Origin of the sequence: Paraburkholderia sp. RL18-101-BIB-B, assembly GCF_046026985.1 — a bacterium.
In the GTDB taxonomy this organism is placed as follows: Bacteria; Pseudomonadota; Gammaproteobacteria; order Burkholderiales; family Burkholderiaceae; genus Paraburkholderia.
On sequence record NZ_JARESV010000023.1, the window covers coordinates 22,220 to 43,583 of the forward strand.

The window sequence follows — 21,364 nt, forward strand, 5'->3', positions numbered from 1 at the left end:
CGTGCAGCTTCGCGTCGGCACGATTGTCGCGCACAGAAGGGAGCCTGACTTGTGTCGATGGATCGACTAGCCCCGCCGACGCAGTTCGACGCGCAGGTTCCGCGGCACCATCGAAAACGCAAACACTTCCTCTACCTCGGGCGCGTCTTTGACCTGCAACAGGTCGAAGTTGCGGCACAGCATGGCCACTGCCGATCTCACTTCCATCAAAGCGAGGCTGCGTCCCGGGCACAGCCGCGGTCCTGAGCCGAACGGCATGAAGCCCGCTCGATGATGACTGGCGGCGCTCGCGCCAGTGAGCCAGCGGTCCGGATCGAAAACGTCGACCGCCGAGTTGCCGCCTTGCTGCAGTCCTGCCTCGCGCGTCAATAACGACAGTACTACCCCCTTTGGAATCGCGATGTCGCCGACCTGGACGTCGTAATTCGGCTCAACTGCGAGAACGGGCGTGACCGATTTGAGCCGCATGGTTTCGTTGATTACGGCGTTCAGATAGGTGAGGGCGTCGCCCGCGTCGAAATCTTCGAGCATGGCCGCAGGTGCGATGACAGTGTCGATTTCTTCCTGCATTTTGCGCTGGACCTCTGGGTGAGAGGCCATGAAATACGCAACCCAGGCGATGGTGCTCGCCGTTGTGTCCTGCCCGGCTAGCAGGATGGTGAACACGTTGGCCAGCACTTCGTCGTCTGTCAGCGGCGCCTCCCCCTCCTGTTGCGCCATGAGCAGTGCCTCGAGCAGGTTCGCGGGAATCGTGTCTGCTGCCGAGCGTTGCGCGAGCCGCGCACGGTTGGCGGCGATGGAGTTCCTTCGTGAGCGCCTGAACGGCGATCAAGGCGCGATCCAGCGCTTTGTCGGCGGGTCGCCTCGTGTCACGCCAAACGGGGAAGGGCGCATTGATTCGCCGGTTGATCGCCGGGAACATGACTTCGAGATGCCGCTGGATCACGTCGCCCTGGCCTTGGCCGTCGATGGTGCCCATGTCATATCCAAGGGCAAGATTCGTCGTGACGTCCAGCGTATAACGCATCAAGTCGTTCTGAATATCGATGGCTTGCTGAGCGAGAGTCGCGCTCTCCCATCGCTGCAGCAATCGCCTTGTCATCTCGCACAGCGACGGGAAGAGAGCCCGCAGATGCAGCGGATCCAGTGCTTTTGCGACGAGTTGGCGCTGCCTTCGCCAGGTGTCGCCTTCCGTGGAGAAGACGCCGTTGATACCCAGTTCCCGCGCGACCGTTTCGATCGTGTTCCAGCGGCGATAAGCGCCGGGTCGATCGCGCAAGACCTGATGGATGAGAATCGGATCGGCGATCGCGACGAAGGGGCGGCCGATCAACCTGAACGTGTACACAGGGCCGAATTCGCGGGACCACTGTTCGAGTACGAGATGCAGCCTCTCGGGTTGTAGATGCAATGTAGTGCCACGAAACGGAATTCGCTTTGGGCCAGGAAGCTGGGAAAGCGATCTTACGGGAGAGGCGCGGTGCGGCGTCTTATGGTCCGGGGCAGAGCGCTTTGCATTCCATGCCTGCACTTCGTTGCGATCGACTTTCACGTCGCCGTCTTCGATGATCGCGTCGAATCTCTTCAGATCCGATACACCCAGTCCTTGTTTGCAGCCTGACGAGCAATTGAACTGCCAATCGTGCGCCCGGCAAGTTAAAAGGCCGTCTTTTATCGTTCCTTCGGAAAGGAGGGTGCCTTCATGCGGACAGCGACCCTGAAAAATCGAAATGGCGTTGGCGTGCCTGAGTACGATCAAATCGATTCCGTCGATGTTCACCGCCTTGACGCGACTGTCTTTGAGTTCTTTCGTGCGAGCAATCACGACCGTGTCTGGAGAGCGCGGTCGCATCGCCTGAAGACTCGCGTTCATTTTGTCGCTCCTTCGTCAGACAGGCATCGTTTCATCCGCCGCCTAAGCAACAGGTAAGTCGCAATCCATGTTGTGCGCCACAGCGTCGGAGGCGATTGGTCACCAGACCATACTAGTCATTTGTCGAATGGAGCCAAGCACGCTATCTAGTGTCGTGCCGCCTTTTCATTTGGGCTCGTCGGTACTAAGTAGAACGATGCCGGCGCGTCGGTTCCGCAGTGCGCGAATCTCAACTGCTGTCGCTGTTGTTAAAGCCAGCGCCCCAGGTGGCATGCCGCTTGCGGAAGCAAGCCGGCGGCGCGTTCTCAGCGCTGACGTAACCTTTACCCTAAGTCGTTGATAACGATTCTCATTTTTTGCCTTGCCGTTTCGATGCGCTATGCTGGGATAGACGGCAGCAAACATAAGACGTGAGGCCGGTTCCGTGTTGGTGCAACGCCACCGAAGGACCTGCCCGACCAATCGTCCTTCGCCGGCACCGGGGTCTTCGCACACGAAACAGGGAGGTAATATGCAAGGCGACCCAAAGGTCCTGGAATACCTGAACTCGCAACTGAAAAACGAACTCACCGCGATCAATCAGTATTTCCTGCACGCGCGCATGTACGGCCACTGGGGGCTCGACAAGCTCGGCAAGCATGAATATGACGAATCCATCGGCGAGATGAAGCACGCCGATCTGCTGATCGAGCGCATTTTCATGCTGAACGGCCTGCCTAATCTGCAAGACCTCCACAAACTGCTGATCGGCGAGGAAACCAAAGAGATCATGGAGTGCGATCTGAAGCTGGAACAGATGTCGCAGGCCACCTGCAAGGAGGCTATCGTTTATTGCGAATCGGTTCGCGACTTCATCTCGCGCGAGATACTGACCCATATCCTCGACGACACCGAAGAACATATCGATTGGCTCGAGACCAATCTGGAGTTGATCGACAAGGTCGGCATCCAGAACTATCTGCAGTCAGGAATGGATTCGCCGGAGTGAGGTCGCTTTAGCAAGCGGCCTACGGATGACCTGAACGCCGGCGCGCTGGCCCGAGCGTGAGGCGCCCATTATTGGGCGCCCGGCGGCATCGGCCAGGTTTGCGTGTTGTTGCTTCCACTTCCGCGATCGCCTGAGAATCATCAAACGCGGCCTTCTCGGGCCGCCGTCAACGCCGTAGACACTCTATGCGCCTTATTTCGTGGCGGGAAGAAGCCGATCGAGTTTTAGATGCGAATGCTTGGTATGTAAGACGTTCGATACAAAAGGGGTTGGTCGATGTCTGCCGTCCTACTCGACGCGCAACAGAGTGTGCGCGCCCTGTACCCGTGATCATCACGGACGGTCGCAGGCCTGGTTGCACAGAAACAGGCCGACGCGATCGACATACTCCAGCAAACATCTACCCGATTCATTGATGGCGTTTCACTACCTCGCGCTTCCCGCTCATTCGCGCCCCAGCGCGACGAACCGCTCGAGATGATGGTCCTCGTCGCCGAGCTGATGATCGATCATCACGAGGCGCTTCGCGTAATGGGCGAGCGGCAGTTCCCACGTCATGCCGATCCCGCCATGCAGCTGAATGCATTCCTCCGCCACTAGCGCGCCGATCCGCCCGATGCTGTACTTGGCCGCCGACACGGCGCGCTCCCGCACCTTGCGTTCGGCGCCGAGCGCCGCCGCCGCGTTGATCACCGCCGAGCGGGCCTGCTCGATCTCCAGCAGCAAGTCGGCCATGCGATGCTGCAACGCCTGGAAGCTGCCGATCGGCACGCCGAACTGCTTGCGCGTGCGCAGATAGTCGAGCGTGTAGTCCTTGGCGACATCCATCGCGCCGACGGCTTCGGAACACAGAGCCAATACGCCGCAGCCAATCGCGTATTCGAGCGTCGCGAAGCCCGCGTCTGCCGTGCCGAGCAACGCGTCGTCGCCGAGCGTGACGTTGTCGAATGTCACTTCGGCCGCGCGTCCGCCGTCGATCTTGCGATAGCCGCGCACGCTGACACCGGCCGCCTCGCGCGGCACGAGAAAGAGCGTCACGCCTGCTTCGCTATCGTCGTCACCGCGCGTGCGCGCCGAGACCAGAAAGAGCGAAGCGTGTTCGCCGTGCTGAACCACCGCTTTCGCGCCATTCAGTTGCCACGTATCGCCGCTGCGCTGCGCGCGCGTCGTCACGCGGGACAGTTCATAGTGACTGTCCGGCTCGCCGTGCGCGAGTGCGACGATGCGCGAGCCGTCGATCAATTCCCCAAGCGCGGCCTTTTGCGCCTCGCTGCCGCTCCGCGCAACGGCGCGGCCGACAATCAGCGTATCCAGAAACGGTTCGACCACGAGCCCGCGTCCGAGGCTCTCGAACACCACGGCGATATCGAAGCCGCCGCCACCGTAACCGCCGTCCGCTTCATCGAACAGTGCGCCGATAGTGCCGAGCTCCGCAAAGCGGCTCCACAACTCGCGGCTGAAACCTTCCGCCGACTGCGCGACCCGGTCGCGCGTCGCGAAGCCGTATTGCTCGCTGACAAAACGGTTGAGCGTATCCGCCAGCATGCGGCGGTCTTCGGTGTGCTGGAAATTCATGACGTGCGCCTCTTACAGTCCAAGGATCATTTTGGAAATGATGTTCTTCTGGATTTCGTTCGAACCGCCGAAGATCGACAGCTTGCGATTGTTGAAGTACAGCGAGGCGGCGCTCGCCGCTTCGTCGGGGCCGACCTGCGTGCCTTCGAAGCCGTCGTGCAAGGCTTCCTCGACGAACGGCTGCGCGTACGGACCCATCGCGCGACGCGTGAGCGACGAGATTTCCTGACGGATCTCGGTGCCGCGAATCTTCAGCATCGAACTCTCGGCGCCGGGCACGCCGCCGCCCGCCACCGCCGCGATCACGCGCAGGTTGGTGGTCTTCATGTTCTCCAGATCGATCTCGACACGCGCCATGCGCGCCGCGAACGCGGGATCTTCCGCGAGCGGCCGGCCGTTGCGCCGCTGTTTCGCGGCGATCTTGCGCAGGCGGTTGAACGCGGCCACCGAGAAGCCGACGCCCGCGATATTGGTGCGCTCGTACGTGAGCAGATACTTGGCGTAGGTCCAGCCCTTGTTCTCTTCACCGACCAGGTTTTCGACCGGCACGCGCACGTCGGTGAGGAACACTTCATTGACTTCGTGCTCGCCGTCGAGCGTGATGATCGGGCGCACTTCGACACCCGGCGTCTTCATGTCGATCAGCAGGAAGCTGATGCCTTCCTGCTTGCGCACGTCCGTGGCGCTGCGCACGAGGCAGAAGATCATGTTCGCGAAGTGGCCGAGCGTGGTCCACGTCTTCTGTCCATTGACGATGTAGTGCTCGCCTTGCGCATCCATGCCGCGCACGGCGGTGGTTTTGACCGAGGCGAGATCCGAGCCGGCGCCCGGTTCCGAATAGCCCTGGCACCACCAGTCAGAGCCATCGAGAATTCGCGGCAGCCAATGGCGCTTTTGCGCTTCGCTGCCGTATTTGATCAGCACCGGGCCGAGCATGTTGACGCCGAACGGCACCACGCGCGGCGCGCCGGCCAGCGCGCATTCGTTTTCGAAGATGAATTTCTGCACCGAGTTCCAACCCGGGCCGCCATACTCTTTTGGCCAGTGATTGGCGAGCCAGCCTTGCGCGTTGAGAATCGCGTGCCACTCGGCCATGTCGTCGCGCGTGAGACGGCGCCCGCCGTGCACCTTGTCGGCGAGACGCTGCGGGAGTTTGTCGCGCAGAAAGGCCTGCACGTCGGCGCGGAAGGCTTCTTCCTCGGGAGTGAAGTTCAGATCCATGGCGGGTTCGTCCGGATAGGGTAGAGCGACCGGCGCGCGGGGCGGCCGGTCATCATGATGCACGTCGATGATGATGCGCCGTTTCAGACGCTCTGGTTCAGGCTCGCGAAATCGGCGCCGCGTTCCACCAGTTCGACGAGCAGCGGCGAAGGCTGCCAGAAGAGCGGATCTTCCTTGGCGAACTCATGGATGTCGGCGAGGATTTTCGGCAGGCCGACCATGTCCGCGTACTTCATCGGACCGCCGCGATAGCGCGGAAAGCCGTAGCCGTACAGGAACGTCACGTCGACGTCCAACGGCCGCAGCGCGATCCGCTCATGCACGACGTTGGCGCCCTCGTTGATCATCGCGGCCATGTAGCGGCGCATGATCTCTTCATCGGTGAAGCTGCGCGGCGTGACGCCGGCGCGTGCGCGCTCGGCGTCGATGATCGACTCGACTTCCGGATCGGGCGTGCCGCTGCGCGATCCTTCGGGATACAGATAGAACCCGCGCCCGGTCTTCTGGCCGAACCAGCCGCGCTCGCACAAACGATCGGAGATTTGCACATAACGTGCCGCGGGATTGCGCGTGGCCGCGCGCCGTTTGCGTGCCGCCCAGCCGATGTCGCCGCCTGCCAGATCCACCACCTGGAACGGGCCCATCGGAAAGCCGAAGGCGCGCACGGCCGCGTCGATCTGATAGGGCGAGGCGCCGTCTTCCATCATGGCGTCCGCGGCGCTGCGATACACGGCCAGCACACGGTTGCCGATGAAGCCGTCGCACACGCCCGCGCGCACCGGCGTCTTGCGCAGCTTCTTGGCCAGCTCGAACGCAGTGGCGACCACGTCGGCGCTGACCTGTTTCGGCACCACCACTTCCAGCAGCTTCATGATGTTGGCGGGCGAGAAGAAGTGCAGGCCGATCACGTCGGCGGGACGCGAAATGCTCGCCGCAATCGCGTCGATGTCGAGATACGACGTGTTGGTCGCGAGCACCGCGCCCGCTTTGGAGACGCGATCGAGTTCAGCGAACACAGCCTGTTTGACCCCGAGGTCTTCGAACACGGCTTCGATTACGAGGTCGGCGTCGGCGAGCGCATCGTACGACGTGCTGCCGCTCCAGCGCGCCATGAGCGCGGCCTTCTTCTCCGCGCTCATGCGGCCTTTGGCGATCAGCCCGTCATAGACTTTCTCGATGTGCGCGCGGCCGCGCGCGAGCGACGCGTCGTCGCGTTCGATCATCGTCACCGGCAGGCCGGCGTCGAGCGCCGCGACGGCGATGCCCGCGCCCATCGTGCCGCCGCCCACCACGCCGATCGTGTTCAGCGCGCGCGATTTGGCATCACGCGTTTCCGGCGCCTTGAGCACTTCGCGCTCGGCAAAGAACGCGTGAATTAGGCCGGCCCGCTGCGGGCTGTCGATGCATTCGAGGAACAGCTTGCGTTCAAGCCGCAGACCCTCGTCGAAAGGCTGTTCGATGGCGGCCTCGACGGCGTCGACGATTTTCAGCGGCGAGAACAGACCGCGCGATTTCTTCACGGTTTCCGCACGCGCCGTGGCGACGGCGGCGAGGCTCGCGGCGTGATCGCCGAGTGCCGCGGCATCACGCGTGCGGCGCGCTGGCGCGTGGGCGGCCAGCAACTCGTGCACGTAGGCGAGACCTTCGGCGAGGATGTCGTCGCTGCTGCCGACGCGGTCGATCAGACCGATCGTCAGGGCTTCCTTCGCGCTAGCATGACGGCCGCTCAGGATCAGATCGAGCGCGGCCTGCGCGCCGATCAAACGCGGCGTGCGCTGCGTGCCGCCCGCGCCCGGCAACAGGCCGAGTTGCACTTCGGGCAAGCCGAGCTTCGCGCCGTCGACGGCAATCCGGTAATGCGCCGCGAGCGCCACTTCCAGGCCGCCGCCGAGCGCCGCGCCGTGAATCGCGGCGACCACCGGCTTCGTGCACGCTTCAATGCGATTGCACACGTCCGGCAGTGAGGGTGGCACCGGCGGCTTGCCGAACTCGCGAATGTCCGCGCCGGCGATGAAATTGCGTCCCGCGCCGACGATCAGCACGGCTTCCACGGCCTTGTCGGCGTCCGCGGCCTCGACGGCGGCGAGCAGGCCGCGCCGCACGTCGGCTGAAAGCGCGTTCACCGGCGCGTGGTCGATCGTTACGAGCAGCACCCTGCCGCGCAATTCGCGCGTCACAACATCGGCCGAAGGGGTGGGGGTCATGTGTTGTCTCCTGATTGTGATCGGCTGCGTGGCAAAGCATGCCGGGTCTGGCGAATGTCCCGATTGTGGGTCGGTCAAGGTTTATTGACAATTACATGGACGGTTGACAGACTGTCAAAATTTCTTTGACAAAGGTGCCGCCATGGACGTCAATTCCCTGACCTTGCTGGTGGACATTCTCGACGCGGGCAATCTCAGCGAAGCCGCGCGCCGGCTGAAAATGAGCCGCGCGAACGTGAGCTACCACCTGAACCAGCTGGAGCGCTCCATCGGGCTGCAACTGGTGAGGCGCACCACGCGCCGCGTCGAACCGACCGAGATCGGCCTGCAGCTCTACGAGCATGGCCGCACGATCCAGAACGCGCTGCTTGCCGCGCGTGAATCCGTCACCACGCTCGGGCAAAGCCTGCAAGGGCGCGTGCGGCTGAGCGTGCCGAGCGGTTACGGGCAACTCGTCATGTCGGACTGGTTGATCGCGTTCAAGCGGCTGTATCCGGGCATCGTGCTGGATGTGATGTTCGAGAACCGCGTCGAAGACCTGATGCGCGATGAAGTCGATATCGCCGTGCGCGTGATGTCCGAGCCGCCGCAAAACCTGGTCGCGCGAGACATGGGTCCGGTGCGGTATGTGGCGTGCGCGTCACCGGACTTTGCGCAAAGGCACGGCATGCCGCAGCGCCTCGACGACCTCGGCACGGCGCCACTGATCACAGCGGCGGTGGTCGGCAGGCAGCTACGCGTGGCCGCTTATTTGCGCGACGAACGGCATGAAGTGCTGCTGGAGCCGAGCCTCATCTCCGAGAACTTTCTGTTCTTGCGCCAGGCGGTGCTCGCCGGCCTCGGCGTGGGCCTCGTGCCGGACTATGTGGTGCAGGACGATCTGCGCCGTGGCGACGTGGTGACCGCGCTCGATGAATGGCGCTTGAGCATCTTCGGCACGCATATGTACATGCTGTATATGCCGAACCGGCATCACACGCGCGCAGCATCGACATTCATCGATTTCATTTTGCAGCAGGCGCACGGCACGGGGAGAGGTTTGCCCACGTAAACGACGACGTTCATCTTGTGTTTCGCGCAGGTACGCTACGCAAAACAGCGGCGCGTCACTTCACAACCGTGGTCGCGGAGACAAGAGATGAAATGGATCATCGGACTTCTAGCCGTGCTGGCACTCGCCGTAGTCGTTCTGTTGATCTCCCGCTTGCCGAGTGAAGACATGATTCGCCTCGCCGGTTACGCGGCGACTGCCGCCTTTGCCGCACTCATCAGCGTTCTCTTGCGCTGGCGGGCCAGCCGGGCGCAACAGCGGAGCAAACGGGCAGGGTGAGTCGAACGTGTCATTTCAAGCCACGTCACGCTACATGGCCTGAACACTCTCGCGCAACTCGTCACCGAGAAAGTCGATAAACGTTCTCAGTTTGGCCGACAGACGGTGCCGCTCCAGATAGACGGCGTGAATATCCGCGTTCGGCAGCGTCCACTCGGTCAAGAGCGGTACCAGTTCGCCGCGCCGTAGATGTCCGGCGATTTCCCACGCCGAACGCACGGCGACGCCGCGGCCGTCGAGCGCCCACTTCAGCACCGCGCTGCCGTCGTTGCTGCTCAACGGACCATCCACCTTCACCGTCTCCGATTTCTTGCCGCGCGAAAGATGCCACGTGCCGTACGCCGATTCGTTTTCGCGTAAGACGAGGCAGGCATGGCGCGTGAGATCGTGCGGCATCAGCGGTGCGCCGTGCCGTTTCACATAAGCCGGCGACGCGCACACGACACGCTGATTCTTCAGCAGCAAGCGCGCGTTGATGCGCGCATCCGGCACTTCGCCGAAACGAATCCCGAGATCGAAGCCTTCTTCCTGCAAACTGATCGGCCGGTCCGTCAGATGCAATTGAACCTTCATCGACGGGAAACGCTCGCTGAAACGCGAAATCGCCGGGGCGATATGCGCGCGTCCGAAGCCAAACGACGCATTCACGCGCAATAGACCGGCCGGTTCGGCGCGGCTTTGCGTGACCAGTTGTTCGAGTTCGGCGAGGTCGTCGAGGATGCGCGAGCCATTCGTCAGATAAATTTCACCCTCCGCCGTCAGACTCACGCGCCGCGTGGTGCGGTTCACGAGCCGCACGCCAAGGCGCTGTTCGATCTGCGCGAGCCGCTTGCTGATGGACGGCGGCGTGACGCCGAGTTCGCGCGCGGCCGCGGCGAGGTTGCGGTGGCGAGCCACCAGCGCGAACAGATTCAGGTCGGAAAAGCCGTCCATCGATTCGTTCCAAAAAGTTAATTCCGGATTGCCTTAGGCGAAACCATATCGCTGCAGGCATCAATTAGACTTCATCCAAACATGGGAGGCAACGATGTTTACAGATTTCACAGACGCGTCGGCGGAGGTCGACGGCATCCACATCAACGCGATTCGCGGCGGCAACGGGCCGGCTTTGCTGCTGTTGCATGGTCATCCGCAGACCCACGCGATCTGGCACAAGGTCGCGCCGACGCTGGCGCAGCACTTCACAGTGATCGCCGCGGATTTGCGCGGCTACGGCGACAGCGGCAAACCGCAGGGCACGCACGATCACGGCAACTATTCGAAGCGCCGCATGGCCGCCGATCAGGTCGCGCTGATGCGCGCGCAAGGTTTCGACCGTTTCGCCGTGATCGGTCACGATCGCGGAGGGCGCGTGGCCGCTCGCATGGCGCTCGATCATCCGCAGACGGTGACGCGACTCGTGACGCTCGACGTCGCGCCGACACTCGCGATGTACGAACAAACCTCGTTCGACTTCGCGCGCGCTTACTGGCACTGGTTCTTTCTCGTGCGTCCCGCGCCGTTTCCCGAGACCCTGATTCGCGCGGACCCCGATCTCTATCTGAAGCAGACCATCGGCGCGCGCAGCGCCGGCCTCGCGCCGTTCACCGACGCGGCCTACGCCGAGTATCTGCGCTGTCTGAGCGACCCCGGCACCGCGCATGGCATCTGCGAGGACTACCGCGCGAGCATCACAATCGACCTCGATCATGACCGCGCGTCGCTCGCTGAAGGGCGGAAGATAGAATGCGAATTCCTGGCGTTGTGGGGCGCGCAAGGCGTGATCGAGCAATGCTTCGAGCCGCTCGCCGAATGGCGGCAATGGGCGGACCATGTGAGCGGCGCAGCGCTGCCGTGCGGTCACTACATTCCCGAGGAAGCGCCCGAGTTGCTGCTCGAACGCGTCTTTCCCTTTCTGCAGTCCTAGCCGCTCGTGCATTCATCATGTCGACCCGTAAGCGCCGCCCGCTCACTTCCAACCCGCCGCCTCGAACCGCTTCACCGCCCCGATGACCTCGTTGCGAAACTGCCGCAACGCGGCCTCCTGCGCTTCTCGCGCCCTTCGCAAAGAATGAGCGCGCATAAACCGGTGCCGTCGACGGTCAGCCGGTAGAGGTGCATCCGCACCAAATGCGCGAACCTGTTGCACGTGCCCGCGATCAGCGGCAATTTGTTTTCAACCTGACTGATGATCTCGTCGTATCGATTGCCGAGCACGCGAACGCAGAGATCGCGCGTACTGGCGAAGTACGTGAAGATCGTCGCCTGCGACACGCCGACGTCCCCGGCAGTCTCCGTCAAGGTGGCCGATGCAAAGCCGACTTCGGAAAACACGAGCCAGGCCGCCTCCAGAATCGCCTTGAGTTGTTGTTCGGAACGCGTCTGCACGGGCACGCGACGGGAGAGGGAGGAGACGTTCATCGAAAGGGATAGGCGGGCCGTTGAGTGAGCGCGAATTGAGTCTGGCTCAAAGATTGTTTCAATGCTAATGGCGTGGTAGAGGAAACAAAAATTGCAGGCGTGCGCAACGCGCGGATGAAACTTGAGCTAAACTCAGAAAACATCGAAAGCGCAGCACATGGAGGAGACACCCGAATGCCCGCAGCTTCGTCGAGTACCTCACCGCCGTCAAACGGCTACCGTTCAGTTTTCCGCGAAGGTCTTTTCGCCGGCAAGGTGATCATCGTCACCGGCGCAGGCAGCGGGCTCGGCCGATGCACGGCTCACGAACTCGCGTCCTTAGGGGCGACCCTGGCGCTGGTCGGCCGAAGCGAGGACAAGCTGAAAGCAGTGCAAGCCGAACTGGCCGAGGATCATCCGTCCTCCGCCAACGGCCACAAGCTTTACTCCTGCGACATCCGCAACGAGCAACAGGTCCGTGAAACGATCGCTTCGATCATCACGGATTTAAGCCGCGTGGATGGTCTCTTCAACTGCGCAGGCGGCCAATTCCCCGCCAAGCTCGAAAAGATCTCCTTGAACGGCTGGGACGCGGTCGTGCGCAACAATCTGCACGGCACGTTTTTGATGTCCCGCGAGTGCTATACCCAATGGATGCAAAACCACGGCGGCGCGATCGTCAACATGCTGGCCGACATCTGGGGCGGCATGCCCGGCATGGGGCATTCAGGCGCGGCGCGCGCCGGTGTATGGAACTTCACGGAAACGGCCGCATGCGAATGGGGCCACGCGGGCGTCAGAGTCAACGCGGTCGCGCCCGGCTGGATTGCGTCCGCGGGCATGGACAGCTACAACGACGAGTATCAGGCGTTGCTGCGCACGCTGAAACACAAGGTTCCGCTGCAGCGCTTCGGCACCGAATCCGAACTCGCCAGCGCGGCGGTCTTTCTGTTGTCCGAGGCGTCCGCGTTCATCAACGGCACGGTGATCCGTGTCGACGGCGGTGTGCCGAACGCGCGCCATTCATGGCCGCTCGCTGAAGCGCAGCGTACGATCGAATATAACGGCTTCCCGCGCTATCAACCGCCGACGGGCTTGCAGGAGCAGACACGATGAATCTCGACGGCCAGACCTACGAAACGCTCGCGGCAAACTTCGCGTGGCACATCCCGGCGCGCTACAACATCGGCGTCGACGTATGCGACAAATGGGCCGACGGTTCGGGCCGCCTCGCGCTGATCTACGAAGACGCCGAGGGCAACGCCACACGCTATACGTTCGACCAGTTGAAGGCGCTGTCCGACCGCTTCGCCAATGCGTTGCTCGCAGCGGGCGCGCAACGCGGCGACCGCGTCGGCATCTTCCTCTCGCAATCGATCGAAACGGCGATCGCGCATCTCGCCGCCTACAAGGCCGGCATGGTGGCCGTGCCGCTCTTCGCGCTATTCGGCGTCGACGCGATCGAACACCGGCTAGGCGATAGCGGTGCTGTAGCGTTGATTACCGATCGAGGCGGCGTGCAGAAGGTCGATGAAATCCGCGCGGCGTTGCCGGCATTGCGCAGTGTCTTCAGCGTGGATATCGATCAGGACAGCGCCGATCCGCAAGTACCCTTGCGTTCATTCTGGCAGGCGCTGAACAGCGCATCGGCCAGCTTCACGCCCGCCGACACCGGCGCCGACGATCCGGCGGTCATCATCTATACATCGGGTACGACCGGCAAACCGAAGGGCGCGCTGCACGGGCATCGCGTGTTGCTGGGTCATCTGCCGGGTGTCGAGATGTCGCAGCAGGGCTTTCCCGCGCACGCCACGCTGATGTGGACGCCGGCTGACTGGGCGTGGATCGGCGGCCTGTTCGACGTGCTGCTGCCTTCATGGCATCACGGCGTCGCGGTGTTGGCGCGCCGCTTTGCGAAATTCGACGGTCAGTCCGCGTTCGATCTGATGGCGCGTCATGCGGTCTCGCACAGGTTCTTGCCGCCGACCGCGCTGAAGATGATGCGCGGCGTCGAACATCCCGAACGCTGGAACCTCGCGTTGCGCTCGGTGGCAAGCGGCGGCGAATCGCTCGGCGAGGAGTTGATCGGCTGGGGCCGCGCGGCGCTGGGCGTGACGATCAACGAGTTCTATGGGCAGACGGAATGCAACGTCGTGCTGTCGTCGTGCGCGGCGCTGTTCGAGCCGTGCTTCGGCGCGATTGGCCGCGCGGTGCCGGGGCATCATGTCGCCATCGTCGATATGGACGGCAACGAACTGCCGCCGGGCGCAATCGGCGATATCGCGGTGGCCGCGCCCGATCCGGTCATGTTCCTCGGCTACTGGGGCAACGAGGCGGCGACCCGCGAGAAATTCCGCGGCAAGTTTCTGGTGACCGGCGACCTCGGCACGCGCGACGCGGACGGCTTCATCCGCTTCGTCGGTCGTGGCGACGACGTGATCACGAGCGCCGGTTATCGAATCGGGCCGGCTTCGATCGAAGATTCGTTGCTGCGTCATCCGGCTGTTTCGATGGCGGCCGTGATCGGCGCGCCGGATCGCGAACGCACGGAGATCGTGATGGCGTTCGTGGTGCTGAACGCCGGCTTTGTCGGCGACGAGGCGCTCGTGCGCGAGATCCAGCAGCATGTCAAAACGCGTCTCGCCGCGCATGAATATCCGCGCGAGATCCGCTTTGTCGACAGCCTGCCGTTGACGGCGACCGGCAAGGTGATCCGCAAAGCGTTGCGCGAGGGACTCGGAGAAGACGGGGACAATCCCACCGCAAAACGATGAGCACCGGCCCACGTCCACCCTCGACTCGCAGCGGCAAGGCGCTCCGGACGCCGGGCACCCAACCAGGCCCGGCCTCGCTCGACGACACCGACCGCAAGCTGCTCGCGCTGCTCGCCGAAGACGCCACGCGGACTTACGCCGAACTGGGCAAGCTGCTGTTTCTGTCGGCGCCCGCGGTCCACGAACGCGCCCGGCGGTTGAAGAAGGATGGCGTGATCAAGGCCACCGTCGCCGCGCTCGACGCCGCGAGGCTCAACCGTCCATTGCTCGCGTTCGTGCATGTCGATACCACGAGCTGGGCGGTGACGCGGCAACTGCTGGCACTGCAGGAGCTATCGGACGTCGAGGAGATTCACACCGTGACAGGCGAGAGCGCCATGCTGCTCAAGGTCCGCACGCGCGATACGCAATCGCTCGAACAACTGCTCGCGCGCATTCATGCGATCGAAGGCTTTACCGGCACGCGCAGCTACATCGCGCTGACCACCTATCTGGAGCGCGGCCCGAGTCCTGAACTCTGAACGCGACAGCGGCACGGCGTGTCACGCATGCAGTGAGAGACCTTTTACGGCTTTATCGACCGCCTTCTTCGGCCCGCGCACGGCAATGCCGACGAGGTCGGGCGCATCGGCGGGTTCGGCGCGGAACACCTCGCGGTTCGCCTGATCGTGGCCGGTCGCAAACATCGCGCGCACATACACGGCGCGCGTCAATTCGCGTTCGATGCCCTGGCGAAACGCGCGCAGCAAACCCGCGTTGTCCGCCTGATACACCATCATCGGCTGGCCGAGCAGACGCGCGTGCCGGCGGCCCGCCGCGTCCTCGTACGGCTCGCCCATCGCCTCCGGTGCGGCGCCGGCGATGCCCGTCGCGAGAAACGCGGTCACATTGAGCTTTTGCCAGACAGCGAGATCGTCCAGCACGATGATCGCGACTTTCGTATCGAATTCCATAACGCACTACGCTCCACAGCATTCAAGAAGACACCAACCGAATCTTAGGGAAACTCGAGGCGCGTGTGCATGGCCACGAGGCAAAAACGAATGGGCTTCACCGGATACGCGTTAGCACAACGTCGAGGTCGGGTTTTGCCTAATGCCATTCGGCGCGTGCTCGCTCGAACCGCTAGGTGTGCTGCAATGCAACCTGACGCGGCGCCCTGTCCGTCGCTGTTTGCGCCGTCGACGCGCGAACGAAAACCCCGCAAACGACGCTCTCGCAACATAGGGCAAGTCCCTGGCGCGATTTAGCCGTGCATTACCACTCGCGTGGGCGGCCTCCTAAACTTGATTCAAACAGGAGGAGACACCGATGGCCAAACTCATTCACACGATGATCCGTGTACACGATCTGCCGCGCTCGCTGCAGTTCTATCAAAAGGCTTTCAACTTCGACGTATCGCACCGGCTCGACTTTCCGGACTTCGCGCTCGTCTATTTGCGCAACGCGGAAGCGGACGCCGAAATAGAACTCACCTGGAACAAAGGCCGCGAGGAACCGTATTCGCATGGCGACGGCTACGGTCACGTCGCGTTTTGCGTGGACGATGCGAAAAGCGAACGGCAGCGTCTGCTCGATCTCGGCATGACGCCCAACGATCTGCGCGAGTTTCACAACGACAACGGCGAGTTGCTGGCGCGTTACTTTTTCATTCAGGACCCGGACGGTTACAAGATCGAAGTGCTGGAACGCTACGGCCACTATCAATAGTAAAAGCAATCCAGGCGGCCGCCGCGCATAGTTGCAATACCCCACAAGCAACCTTGCATGGGACCCGAGTAGGCACTAAAGCGCCAACTCGGGTCGACAAAGGAGACAGACATGAAGACAGCGATCATCCCGATCGTCACGTCCGATCACGCACGTCATGCGCTTGGTCATGAGCATGCGCATCCCCATGAACATTCCCATGAAACCGGCGACGAACATCGCGCGGCGAAGGCGGCCGCGGCCGCGTTGCGGATTCCGCTCACGCGGCGCGAGCTATTGAGAGGCACGGGTGTGCTGATGGGCACGCTGGCGTTCTCGTCGGTGTTGTCGACGCTCGCACCGAGCCGCGCCTGGGCGCTCGAGCTGCAAGGGCTGGACACGCACCAGGGCGAAGTGATTCTGGCCTTCACGCGGCAGCTCTATCCGCACCCCACGCTCGACAACGCGGTCTATGCGCTCGTGGTCAAGGACCTCGACGCGAAAGCGAAAGCCGATCCGGCGGTGCGCCAGCAACTCGCGGACGGCGTCAAACAGCTCGACGCGCAAGCCGGCTCGGACTGGCTCAAGCGCACGCCTTCCGACCAGGCGAAAGACGTCGCGTCGCTCGCGGGCACGCCCTTCTTCAACACGATACGCAGCACCGCGGTGGTCTCGCTGTATGCCAACACCATGGCGTATGCGCACTTCGGCTACGGTGCGTCGGAAGGCGACGGCGGCTATCTGAACAAAGGATTCAACAGTCTCTCGTGGCTGCCCAATCCGCCGGCCGCCGCCAGCGGCCCGATTCCAACGGATAGCTAATCGCCACGACGGCAAACATAGTGCATGGGACCAGAGTAAGGCGCTGAAGTGCCAACTCTGGTCGATGCGAGTGCATGGGACCAGAGTAAGGCGCTAAAGCGCCAACTCTGGTCGACAGCGGAGACAAGACATGAATCAGGACAACAACAAGGTGCGTTTTTCGCACAACGACGACAAGGTCGTCGTGATCATCGGTTCGGGTGCGGGCGGCGGCACGCTCGCCAACGAACTGGCACAGAAGGGCATCAACGTCGTGGTGCTGGAAGCGGGCAAGCTGCATACGCAGGCCGATTTCACGACTGACGAATGGGGCGCGTTCCAGATGCTGTCATGGCTCGACAAACGCACCACGTCGGGCTCCTGGCGCATCGCCAAGGACTTTCCGAATCTGCCCGCGTGGATCTGCAAGACTGTGGGCGGCACCACCGCGCACTGGGCCGGCGCGAGCCTGCGCATCCAGCCGTACGAGTTCAAGGTGAAGACGACCTACGGCAATATCAAGGACGCCAACCTGCTCGACTGGCCGCTCACGCGCGAAGAGCTCGATCCGTACTATGACCGCGCGTCGCAGAAAATGGGCGTGACGCGCACCAACGGTCTGCCGGGCCTGCCGGGCAACAACAACTTCAAGGTGATGTCGGCCGGCGCGATGAAGGTCGGCTACAAGGAATGCAATACCGGCCACATGGCGATCAATAGCGTGGTGCGCGACGACCGCGCGCATTGCTTCCAGCGTGGCTTCTGTTTTCAGGGCTGCCGCACGGGCGCGAAGTGGTCGACGCTCTACACCGAGTTGCCGCGCGGGCAGGCGACTGGTCATCTCGAGTTGCGCACGCAGGGCCACGTGGTGCGCATTGAAACCGATGCGCGTGGCAAGGCGAAGGAGGTGCTCTACTACGATGATAAGGGCAAATTGCAGCGGCAGAAGGCGCGTATCGTCGCGGTGGCCGGCAATTCGATCGAGACACCGCGGCTTCTGTTGAACTCGCATTCGAGCAAATTCCCGCAGGGGCTAGCGAACGGCTCGGGGCAGGTGGGCCGCAACTACATGCGTCACACCACGGGCTCGGTGTATGCGGTGTTCAACGACAAGGTGGATATGTTCAAGGGCACCACGATGGCCGGCATCATCGAGGACGAAGCGGTGTTCAATCCGCAGCGCGGCTTCGCGGGCGGTTACCACATGGAGACCGTTTCGCTCGGCCTGCCGTTTTACGCGGCCTTCCTCAACCCGGGCGCGTGGGGGCCGACATTTGCCCAGGCGATGGATCAATACGCGTACACGGCCGGCATGTGGATCGTCGGTGAGGATATGCCGCGCGAGAGCAATCGCGTGACCTTGAATACGGACGTGAAGGATCAATACGGCCAGCCGGTCGCCAACGTGCACTTCGACGATCATCCGAACGACGAAGCGATGCGCGAGCACGCATACAAGCAGGGCACCGCGGTGTACGAAGCGGCGGGCGCGAAGACGGTATATCGCGTGCCACCGTATCCGTCCACGCACAACCTCGGCACCGCCCGCATGAGCGCGCGCGCAGAAGACGGCGTGTGCAACCGCTTCGGCCAGACGCACGAGGTGTCGAACCTGTTCATTTCGGATGGCAGCCAGTTCACCACCGGAGCGGCGGAAAATCCGACCTTGACGATCGTCACGCTGGCGATTCGCCAGGCGGATCACATCGCGGGGCAGATGAACAAACGCGCGGTGTAAAGCGGTTCGACGGGGCAGGAGCGGCGTTCGGGTTCGATGCGATTGTCGAGCGCTGGATGCCGGCGTATGTTGACGAAGGCGGGCGGCGCGCCGTGGCCGCATGAAAAGCGCCACGGCGCGCGCGCCTGGAAACCGGGAGTGAACGTTATGTGTGGGATATACATCAACGCCGATCCGATCCTGTATGAATCGCGCACGCGCTCGTTGCGCATTCACGGCGTGATCACCACGGTCCGGCTGGAGAATCTGTTCTGGGACGTGCTACACGAAATCGCCGCGCGCGAGAGCATGACGACCAGCCAGTTCGCCGTGAAGCTCTACGACGAACTGATCGCGCTGCGCGGCGAAATGCCGACTAACTTCGCATCGTTTTTGCGGGTGTGCTGTTTGCGCTATCTGTCGATGCGCACGGAGAAGGGCGACAGTGCGCCCGATGCGGTGCCCGAGCCGGCAAGCGTGTTGAACGAAACGAGGCCGCGGATTCTGAAGACGGTTTGATGCGAGAGGGCAGCGCGAAGCCGCAGTTACGGTTTCTTCTGCATCGCATCAACGCATCATTGGTGCTTCGGGGCCTTCACAGAAGGAGCCTGCGTTTCGGGAAGTCGCCTTCGCTTTTCCACCGCCCCGGCCGTTGACGTCGCGTCAGTTGCCGCTTGACAGTGACAAAGCGGCGAGTGGCGTAGCGCGTTAGGAAGTAGTTACCCCGGCCGAGCGCGCCTGATAGCTGTCGGATTTCATCGGCGCCGCCTTGACGCGCGGGCACAATTTTCCAGTCCGCCTCGCCGGTTCCGGCGAGCATCGGCGCGCGGCTTTTGCCATCGTCCGCAGTGTATTACGCCGGTCCCACCGACTGCCGTCCCGGTATCAGGATTTCCGTGGCCGGGCCGCTGTACGAACCCATCGGCGCCACGGCGCCCACCTTCTTCAGAAGCAGGACCGGCGCAAGCTAGCGGTGCAAAGGCGCGGCTTCCATGCGAGCGAGCGGATAGTCGGCGTCGGTCAATATCGCGCCAGCCTGCTCGGCTTATGCGCCTTATGCGATTGTGCGCAAATGGGAAACTGATCGGAGGTGCAATTTAGGATTCCTCCTATTCTCTTGGTCGCTTCAACCTAGTGAAGTGTTGGCGGCAATATCAATTTCTAACACGCATTGGGGTTTGGGAGCTTGATGAACTACGAAGAATGTTTTAACGGGGCAACAAGAATACTAGCTCGGACTGCCACCGCACTTGCTTGCTTGCTCATGAGCGCTCATGTGAGTGCAGACGGTGGCGACTCGCTTTGTCTCGGCCTCTACGGCAAATCCGGCGCTTCACCGGGTACGCCTGCGTGTGTTCTAACCGTTACGTCAAATACCCCAGTCGGGATGGGTAGCTATAACTGCCCAAACAATGGACCTCTCATTGAGAGCTGGTGCGGGACCCCCTCTCCGGCCGATCCCGACAAAAATTGTGCGGCCGCCGATCCGGTCCTTCCGGCAAATGGGGTGACCATCTTAACGGAAACTGATTTTGCAAGCGGCGACGATACACCTTTAAAGTTCATTCGCTCATATCGGTCATCACCGTTTATCAGGACCGACGCGGGTATTGGTGTCAGCTGGTTCCATAATTGGCAAAGACAGCTCGGGCTGGCAAATGCGGGCGGAAATCCACCGCAAGTTAGCGCGTACCGACCGGAGGGAGGTCGAGTCGTCTTTGCGAAGTCCGGCGACGCATGGCGAGTCGTGGATGGTTCGCCGCTGAGCCTAACGCAGCAGTCGTCGTCGTGGACGCTGAAAGACCTGCTTACCGACGAAACGGAAACGTATTCGGCTCAGGGCGTCCTACAGTCCGTCAGTACCCGGACGAACATGACCACCAGTCTCACCTATAGCGACTCCAGTACGCCGATGAGCATTGCACCGGCATCGGGGCTCCTCATATCCATTAGGCAGCACGCCGCCGGTTCCAATCCGAACATCGATCTGAGGATTCAACTCGCCTACGATTCGCAACAGCGCATCATTCAAATGACCGACCCTACCGGTGCTGTTACACGGTACGGGTATGACACGCACAACAATCTCGTTTCCGCTACGTTGCCGGACGGCAATGTACGCCGCTACGTCTATGACGATAAGCGATTTCTTGCGGTTCTCACTGGAATCATTGATGAGGGCGGCTCGCGCGCAGCGACGTGGGCATACGATGAGCAAGGCCGAGTTGTTGCTGTAAGCCATCCCGACACGACAAAGAATGTGCAACTATCCTATGGCGGTGGTTCGACCACACTTACAGACGGCAAAGGATATACGTTTCTCGCGTCGTCGCTGATCGCTGGTATGCAGCGACCAACCGTAGTGAATTCGACGTTTGCTAACTCAGACGTCGGGCAATGGAGATAGCGCCACCTATACTTACGATGATGCTGGGCGTCCGACAAGATCGGTGAGAACGACGACGTCTGGCACTGCCATAACCTCGATACGGTATGCCGACGCAACGAGTCTATTGCCCTCGTTGATCGCATCCCCTGGATGGATGCGTTCTTACGTCTATGACACGAACGGCAACACAACGGGGATTAGCGAACTGTCTACGGACGATCCGACGGGTGTCAAAGGTTTCGATGCGTCAACGGCCGGAGGTCAAACGCGCACCTATGGGATGGCCTACGACCCAACGAATCTACTGCTGTTCGCTCAGATGTACGAGAACGGAATCAAAACGGGAGAATGGTCATATGTGGTGGACGCGTACGGTAGCCTCCGCCAGAGCACAAATCGTATCAATCTTTCCTCTCAAACAATA

At 62.1% G+C, this 21,364-nt stretch carries 19 protein-coding genes and 1 pseudogene; 12 read left to right on the forward strand and 8 right to left on the reverse strand.

What is annotated here, in order from left to right; translation table 11 throughout:
• Window positions 1-66 precede the first annotated feature (66 nt).
• Window positions 67-720 carry a cytochrome P450 gene (locus tag P0D73_RS27600; protein WP_408433532.1) on the reverse strand — a complete coding sequence of 218 codons (654 nt, stop codon included), beginning with the start codon at window positions 718-720 and terminating at the stop codon, window positions 67-69.
• 142 nt (window positions 721-862) lie between these two features.
• Window positions 863-1,873 (reverse strand): annotated as a pseudogene (locus tag P0D73_RS27605) (cytochrome P450); the annotation flags it as partial.
• Between the two features lie 511 nt (window positions 1,874-2,384).
• Between P0D73_RS27605 and bfr the strand changes: the two are divergent.
• Window positions 2,385-2,861, forward strand: coding sequence for a bacterioferritin (gene bfr, locus P0D73_RS27610; RefSeq protein ID WP_132373708.1), 477 nt, complete (start codon window positions 2,385-2,387; stop codon window positions 2,859-2,861).
• 444 nt (window positions 2,862-3,305) lie between these two features.
• Here bfr and P0D73_RS27615 read toward each other — a convergent pair whose 3' ends face one another.
• The 3 genes from P0D73_RS27615 to P0D73_RS27625 all read right to left on the reverse strand — a co-directional run bounded on the left by P0D73_RS27615 (window position 3,306) and on the right by P0D73_RS27625 (window position 7,861).
• On the reverse strand, window positions 3,306-4,436 hold the full coding sequence (locus P0D73_RS27615; protein ID WP_408433535.1) for an acyl-CoA dehydrogenase family protein: 1,131 nt from the start codon (window positions 4,434-4,436) through the stop codon (window positions 3,306-3,308).
• A gap of 12 nt (window positions 4,437-4,448) precedes the next feature.
• Window positions 4,449-5,657 (reverse strand): acyl-CoA dehydrogenase family protein, encoded by a 1,209-nt coding sequence (locus tag P0D73_RS27620; protein WP_408433538.1) that lies wholly within the window; start codon window positions 5,655-5,657, stop codon window positions 4,449-4,451.
• 83 nt (window positions 5,658-5,740) lie between these two features.
• On the reverse strand, window positions 5,741-7,861 hold the full coding sequence (locus P0D73_RS27625; RefSeq protein WP_408433541.1) for a 3-hydroxyacyl-CoA dehydrogenase NAD-binding domain-containing protein: 2,121 nt from the start codon (window positions 7,859-7,861) through the stop codon (window positions 5,741-5,743).
• Between the two features lie 142 nt (window positions 7,862-8,003).
• On the opposite strand from P0D73_RS27625, the gene P0D73_RS27630 reads away from it, so the two are divergent.
• Window positions 8,004-8,912, forward strand: a complete 909-nt coding sequence (locus P0D73_RS27630) for a LysR family transcriptional regulator (RefSeq protein ID WP_408180062.1) — start codon at window positions 8,004-8,006, stop codon at window positions 8,910-8,912.
• Window positions 8,913-8,999: 87 nt separating this feature from the next.
• A complete protein-coding gene (locus P0D73_RS27635) occupies window positions 9,000-9,191 on the forward strand; it encodes a hypothetical protein (RefSeq protein ID WP_408180063.1) in 192 nt (63 codons plus the stop codon).
• Between the two features lie 30 nt (window positions 9,192-9,221).
• Here P0D73_RS27635 and P0D73_RS27640 read toward each other — a convergent pair whose 3' ends face one another.
• Window positions 9,222-10,124: a LysR family transcriptional regulator gene (locus P0D73_RS27640; RefSeq protein ID WP_408433544.1), complete on the reverse strand. Its 903-nt coding sequence runs from the start codon at window positions 10,122-10,124 to the stop codon at window positions 9,222-9,224.
• A 94-nt stretch (window positions 10,125-10,218) separates the two neighbouring features.
• Between P0D73_RS27640 and P0D73_RS27645 the strand changes: the two genes are divergently transcribed.
• A complete protein-coding gene (locus P0D73_RS27645; RefSeq protein ID WP_408433547.1) occupies window positions 10,219-11,097 on the forward strand; it encodes an alpha/beta fold hydrolase in 879 nt (292 codons plus the stop codon).
• 71 nt (window positions 11,098-11,168) lie between these two features.
• On the opposite strand, the gene P0D73_RS27650 is transcribed toward P0D73_RS27645, so the two are convergent.
• Window positions 11,169-11,558, reverse strand: coding sequence for a TetR/AcrR family transcriptional regulator (locus P0D73_RS27650; protein WP_408316720.1), 390 nt, complete (start codon window positions 11,556-11,558; stop codon window positions 11,169-11,171).
• A gap of 207 nt (window positions 11,559-11,765) precedes the next feature.
• On the opposite strand from P0D73_RS27650, the gene P0D73_RS27655 reads away from it, so the two are divergent.
• The 3 genes from P0D73_RS27655 to P0D73_RS27665 are packed head-to-tail and all read left to right on the forward strand — an operon-like array spanning window position 11,766 to window position 14,865.
• A complete protein-coding gene (locus P0D73_RS27655) occupies window positions 11,766-12,686 on the forward strand; it encodes an SDR family oxidoreductase (RefSeq protein WP_408316722.1) in 921 nt (306 codons plus the stop codon).
• A complete protein-coding gene (locus P0D73_RS27660) occupies window positions 12,683-14,344 on the forward strand; it encodes an acyl-CoA synthetase (RefSeq protein ID WP_408433550.1) in 1,662 nt (553 codons plus the stop codon). The genes P0D73_RS27655 and P0D73_RS27660 overlap by 4 nt, the downstream gene beginning before the upstream one ends.
• Window positions 14,341-14,865, forward strand: a complete 525-nt coding sequence (locus tag P0D73_RS27665) for an Lrp/AsnC family transcriptional regulator (protein ID WP_132373717.1) — start codon at window positions 14,341-14,343, stop codon at window positions 14,863-14,865. The genes P0D73_RS27660 and P0D73_RS27665 overlap by 4 nt, the downstream gene beginning before the upstream one ends.
• A gap of 21 nt (window positions 14,866-14,886) precedes the next feature.
• Here P0D73_RS27665 and P0D73_RS27670 read toward each other — a convergent pair whose 3' ends face one another.
• On the reverse strand, window positions 14,887-15,297 hold the full coding sequence (locus P0D73_RS27670) for a DUF2000 domain-containing protein (protein ID WP_132373718.1): 411 nt from the start codon (window positions 15,295-15,297) through the stop codon (window positions 14,887-14,889).
• Between the two features lie 358 nt (window positions 15,298-15,655).
• Between P0D73_RS27670 and P0D73_RS27675 the strand changes: the two genes are divergently transcribed.
• From P0D73_RS27675 to P0D73_RS27695, 5 genes are all read left to right on the forward strand, one after another.
• Entirely contained in the window at window positions 15,656-16,054 is a 399-nt protein-coding gene (locus tag P0D73_RS27675; protein WP_132373719.1) for a VOC family protein, read from the forward strand.
• Between the two features lie 111 nt (window positions 16,055-16,165).
• Window positions 16,166-16,855 carry a tat (twin-arginine translocation) pathway signal sequence gene (locus P0D73_RS27680; RefSeq protein ID WP_408433555.1) on the forward strand — a complete coding sequence of 230 codons (690 nt, stop codon included), beginning with the start codon at window positions 16,166-16,168 and terminating at the stop codon, window positions 16,853-16,855.
• Between the two features lie 130 nt (window positions 16,856-16,985).
• Window positions 16,986-18,572, forward strand: a complete 1,587-nt coding sequence (locus P0D73_RS27685) for a GMC family oxidoreductase (RefSeq protein ID WP_408433558.1) — start codon at window positions 16,986-16,988, stop codon at window positions 18,570-18,572.
• A gap of 147 nt (window positions 18,573-18,719) precedes the next feature.
• Window positions 18,720-19,070, forward strand: a complete 351-nt coding sequence (locus tag P0D73_RS27690) for a ribbon-helix-helix domain-containing protein (RefSeq protein WP_132376834.1) — start codon at window positions 18,720-18,722, stop codon at window positions 19,068-19,070.
• An 868-nt stretch (window positions 19,071-19,938) separates the two neighbouring features.
• Window positions 19,939-20,958 (forward strand): RHS repeat domain-containing protein, encoded by a 1,020-nt coding sequence (locus P0D73_RS27695; protein WP_408180072.1) that lies wholly within the window; start codon window positions 19,939-19,941, stop codon window positions 20,956-20,958.
• Window positions 20,959-21,364: the final 406 nt, after the last annotated feature.

Coding starts and splice junctions, on each gene's coding strand:
- P0D73_RS27600 (WP_408433532.1), bottom strand. CDS start 720: ATGGCGCAACAGGAGGGGGAGGCGCCGCTGACAGACGACGAAGTGCTG.
- bfr (WP_132373708.1), top strand. CDS start 2,385: ATGCAAGGCGACCCAAAGGTCCTGGAATACCTGAACTCGCAACTGAAA.
- P0D73_RS27615 (WP_408433535.1), bottom strand. CDS start 4,436: ATGAATTTCCAGCACACCGAAGACCGCCGCATGCTGGCGGATACGCTC.
- P0D73_RS27620 (WP_408433538.1), bottom strand. CDS start 5,657: ATGGATCTGAACTTCACTCCCGAGGAAGAAGCCTTCCGCGCCGACGTG.
- P0D73_RS27625 (WP_408433541.1), bottom strand. CDS start 7,861: ATGACCCCCACCCCTTCGGCCGATGTTGTGACGCGCGAATTGCGCGGC.
- P0D73_RS27630 (WP_408180062.1), top strand. CDS start 8,004: ATGGACGTCAATTCCCTGACCTTGCTGGTGGACATTCTCGACGCGGGC.
- P0D73_RS27635 (WP_408180063.1), top strand. CDS start 9,000: ATGAAATGGATCATCGGACTTCTAGCCGTGCTGGCACTCGCCGTAGTC.
- P0D73_RS27640 (WP_408433544.1), bottom strand. CDS start 10,124: ATGGACGGCTTTTCCGACCTGAATCTGTTCGCGCTGGTGGCTCGCCAC.
- P0D73_RS27645 (WP_408433547.1), top strand. CDS start 10,219: ATGTTTACAGATTTCACAGACGCGTCGGCGGAGGTCGACGGCATCCAC.
- P0D73_RS27655 (WP_408316722.1), top strand. CDS start 11,766: ATGCCCGCAGCTTCGTCGAGTACCTCACCGCCGTCAAACGGCTACCGT.
- P0D73_RS27660 (WP_408433550.1), top strand. CDS start 12,683: ATGAATCTCGACGGCCAGACCTACGAAACGCTCGCGGCAAACTTCGCG.
- P0D73_RS27665 (WP_132373717.1), top strand. CDS start 14,341: ATGAGCACCGGCCCACGTCCACCCTCGACTCGCAGCGGCAAGGCGCTC.
- P0D73_RS27670 (WP_132373718.1), bottom strand. CDS start 15,297: ATGGAATTCGATACGAAAGTCGCGATCATCGTGCTGGACGATCTCGCT.
- P0D73_RS27675 (WP_132373719.1), top strand. CDS start 15,656: ATGGCCAAACTCATTCACACGATGATCCGTGTACACGATCTGCCGCGC.
- P0D73_RS27680 (WP_408433555.1), top strand. CDS start 16,166: ATGAAGACAGCGATCATCCCGATCGTCACGTCCGATCACGCACGTCAT.
- P0D73_RS27685 (WP_408433558.1), top strand. CDS start 16,986: ATGAATCAGGACAACAACAAGGTGCGTTTTTCGCACAACGACGACAAG.
- P0D73_RS27690 (WP_132376834.1), top strand. CDS start 18,720: ATGTGTGGGATATACATCAACGCCGATCCGATCCTGTATGAATCGCGC.
- P0D73_RS27695 (WP_408180072.1), top strand. CDS start 19,939: ATGGGTAGCTATAACTGCCCAAACAATGGACCTCTCATTGAGAGCTGG.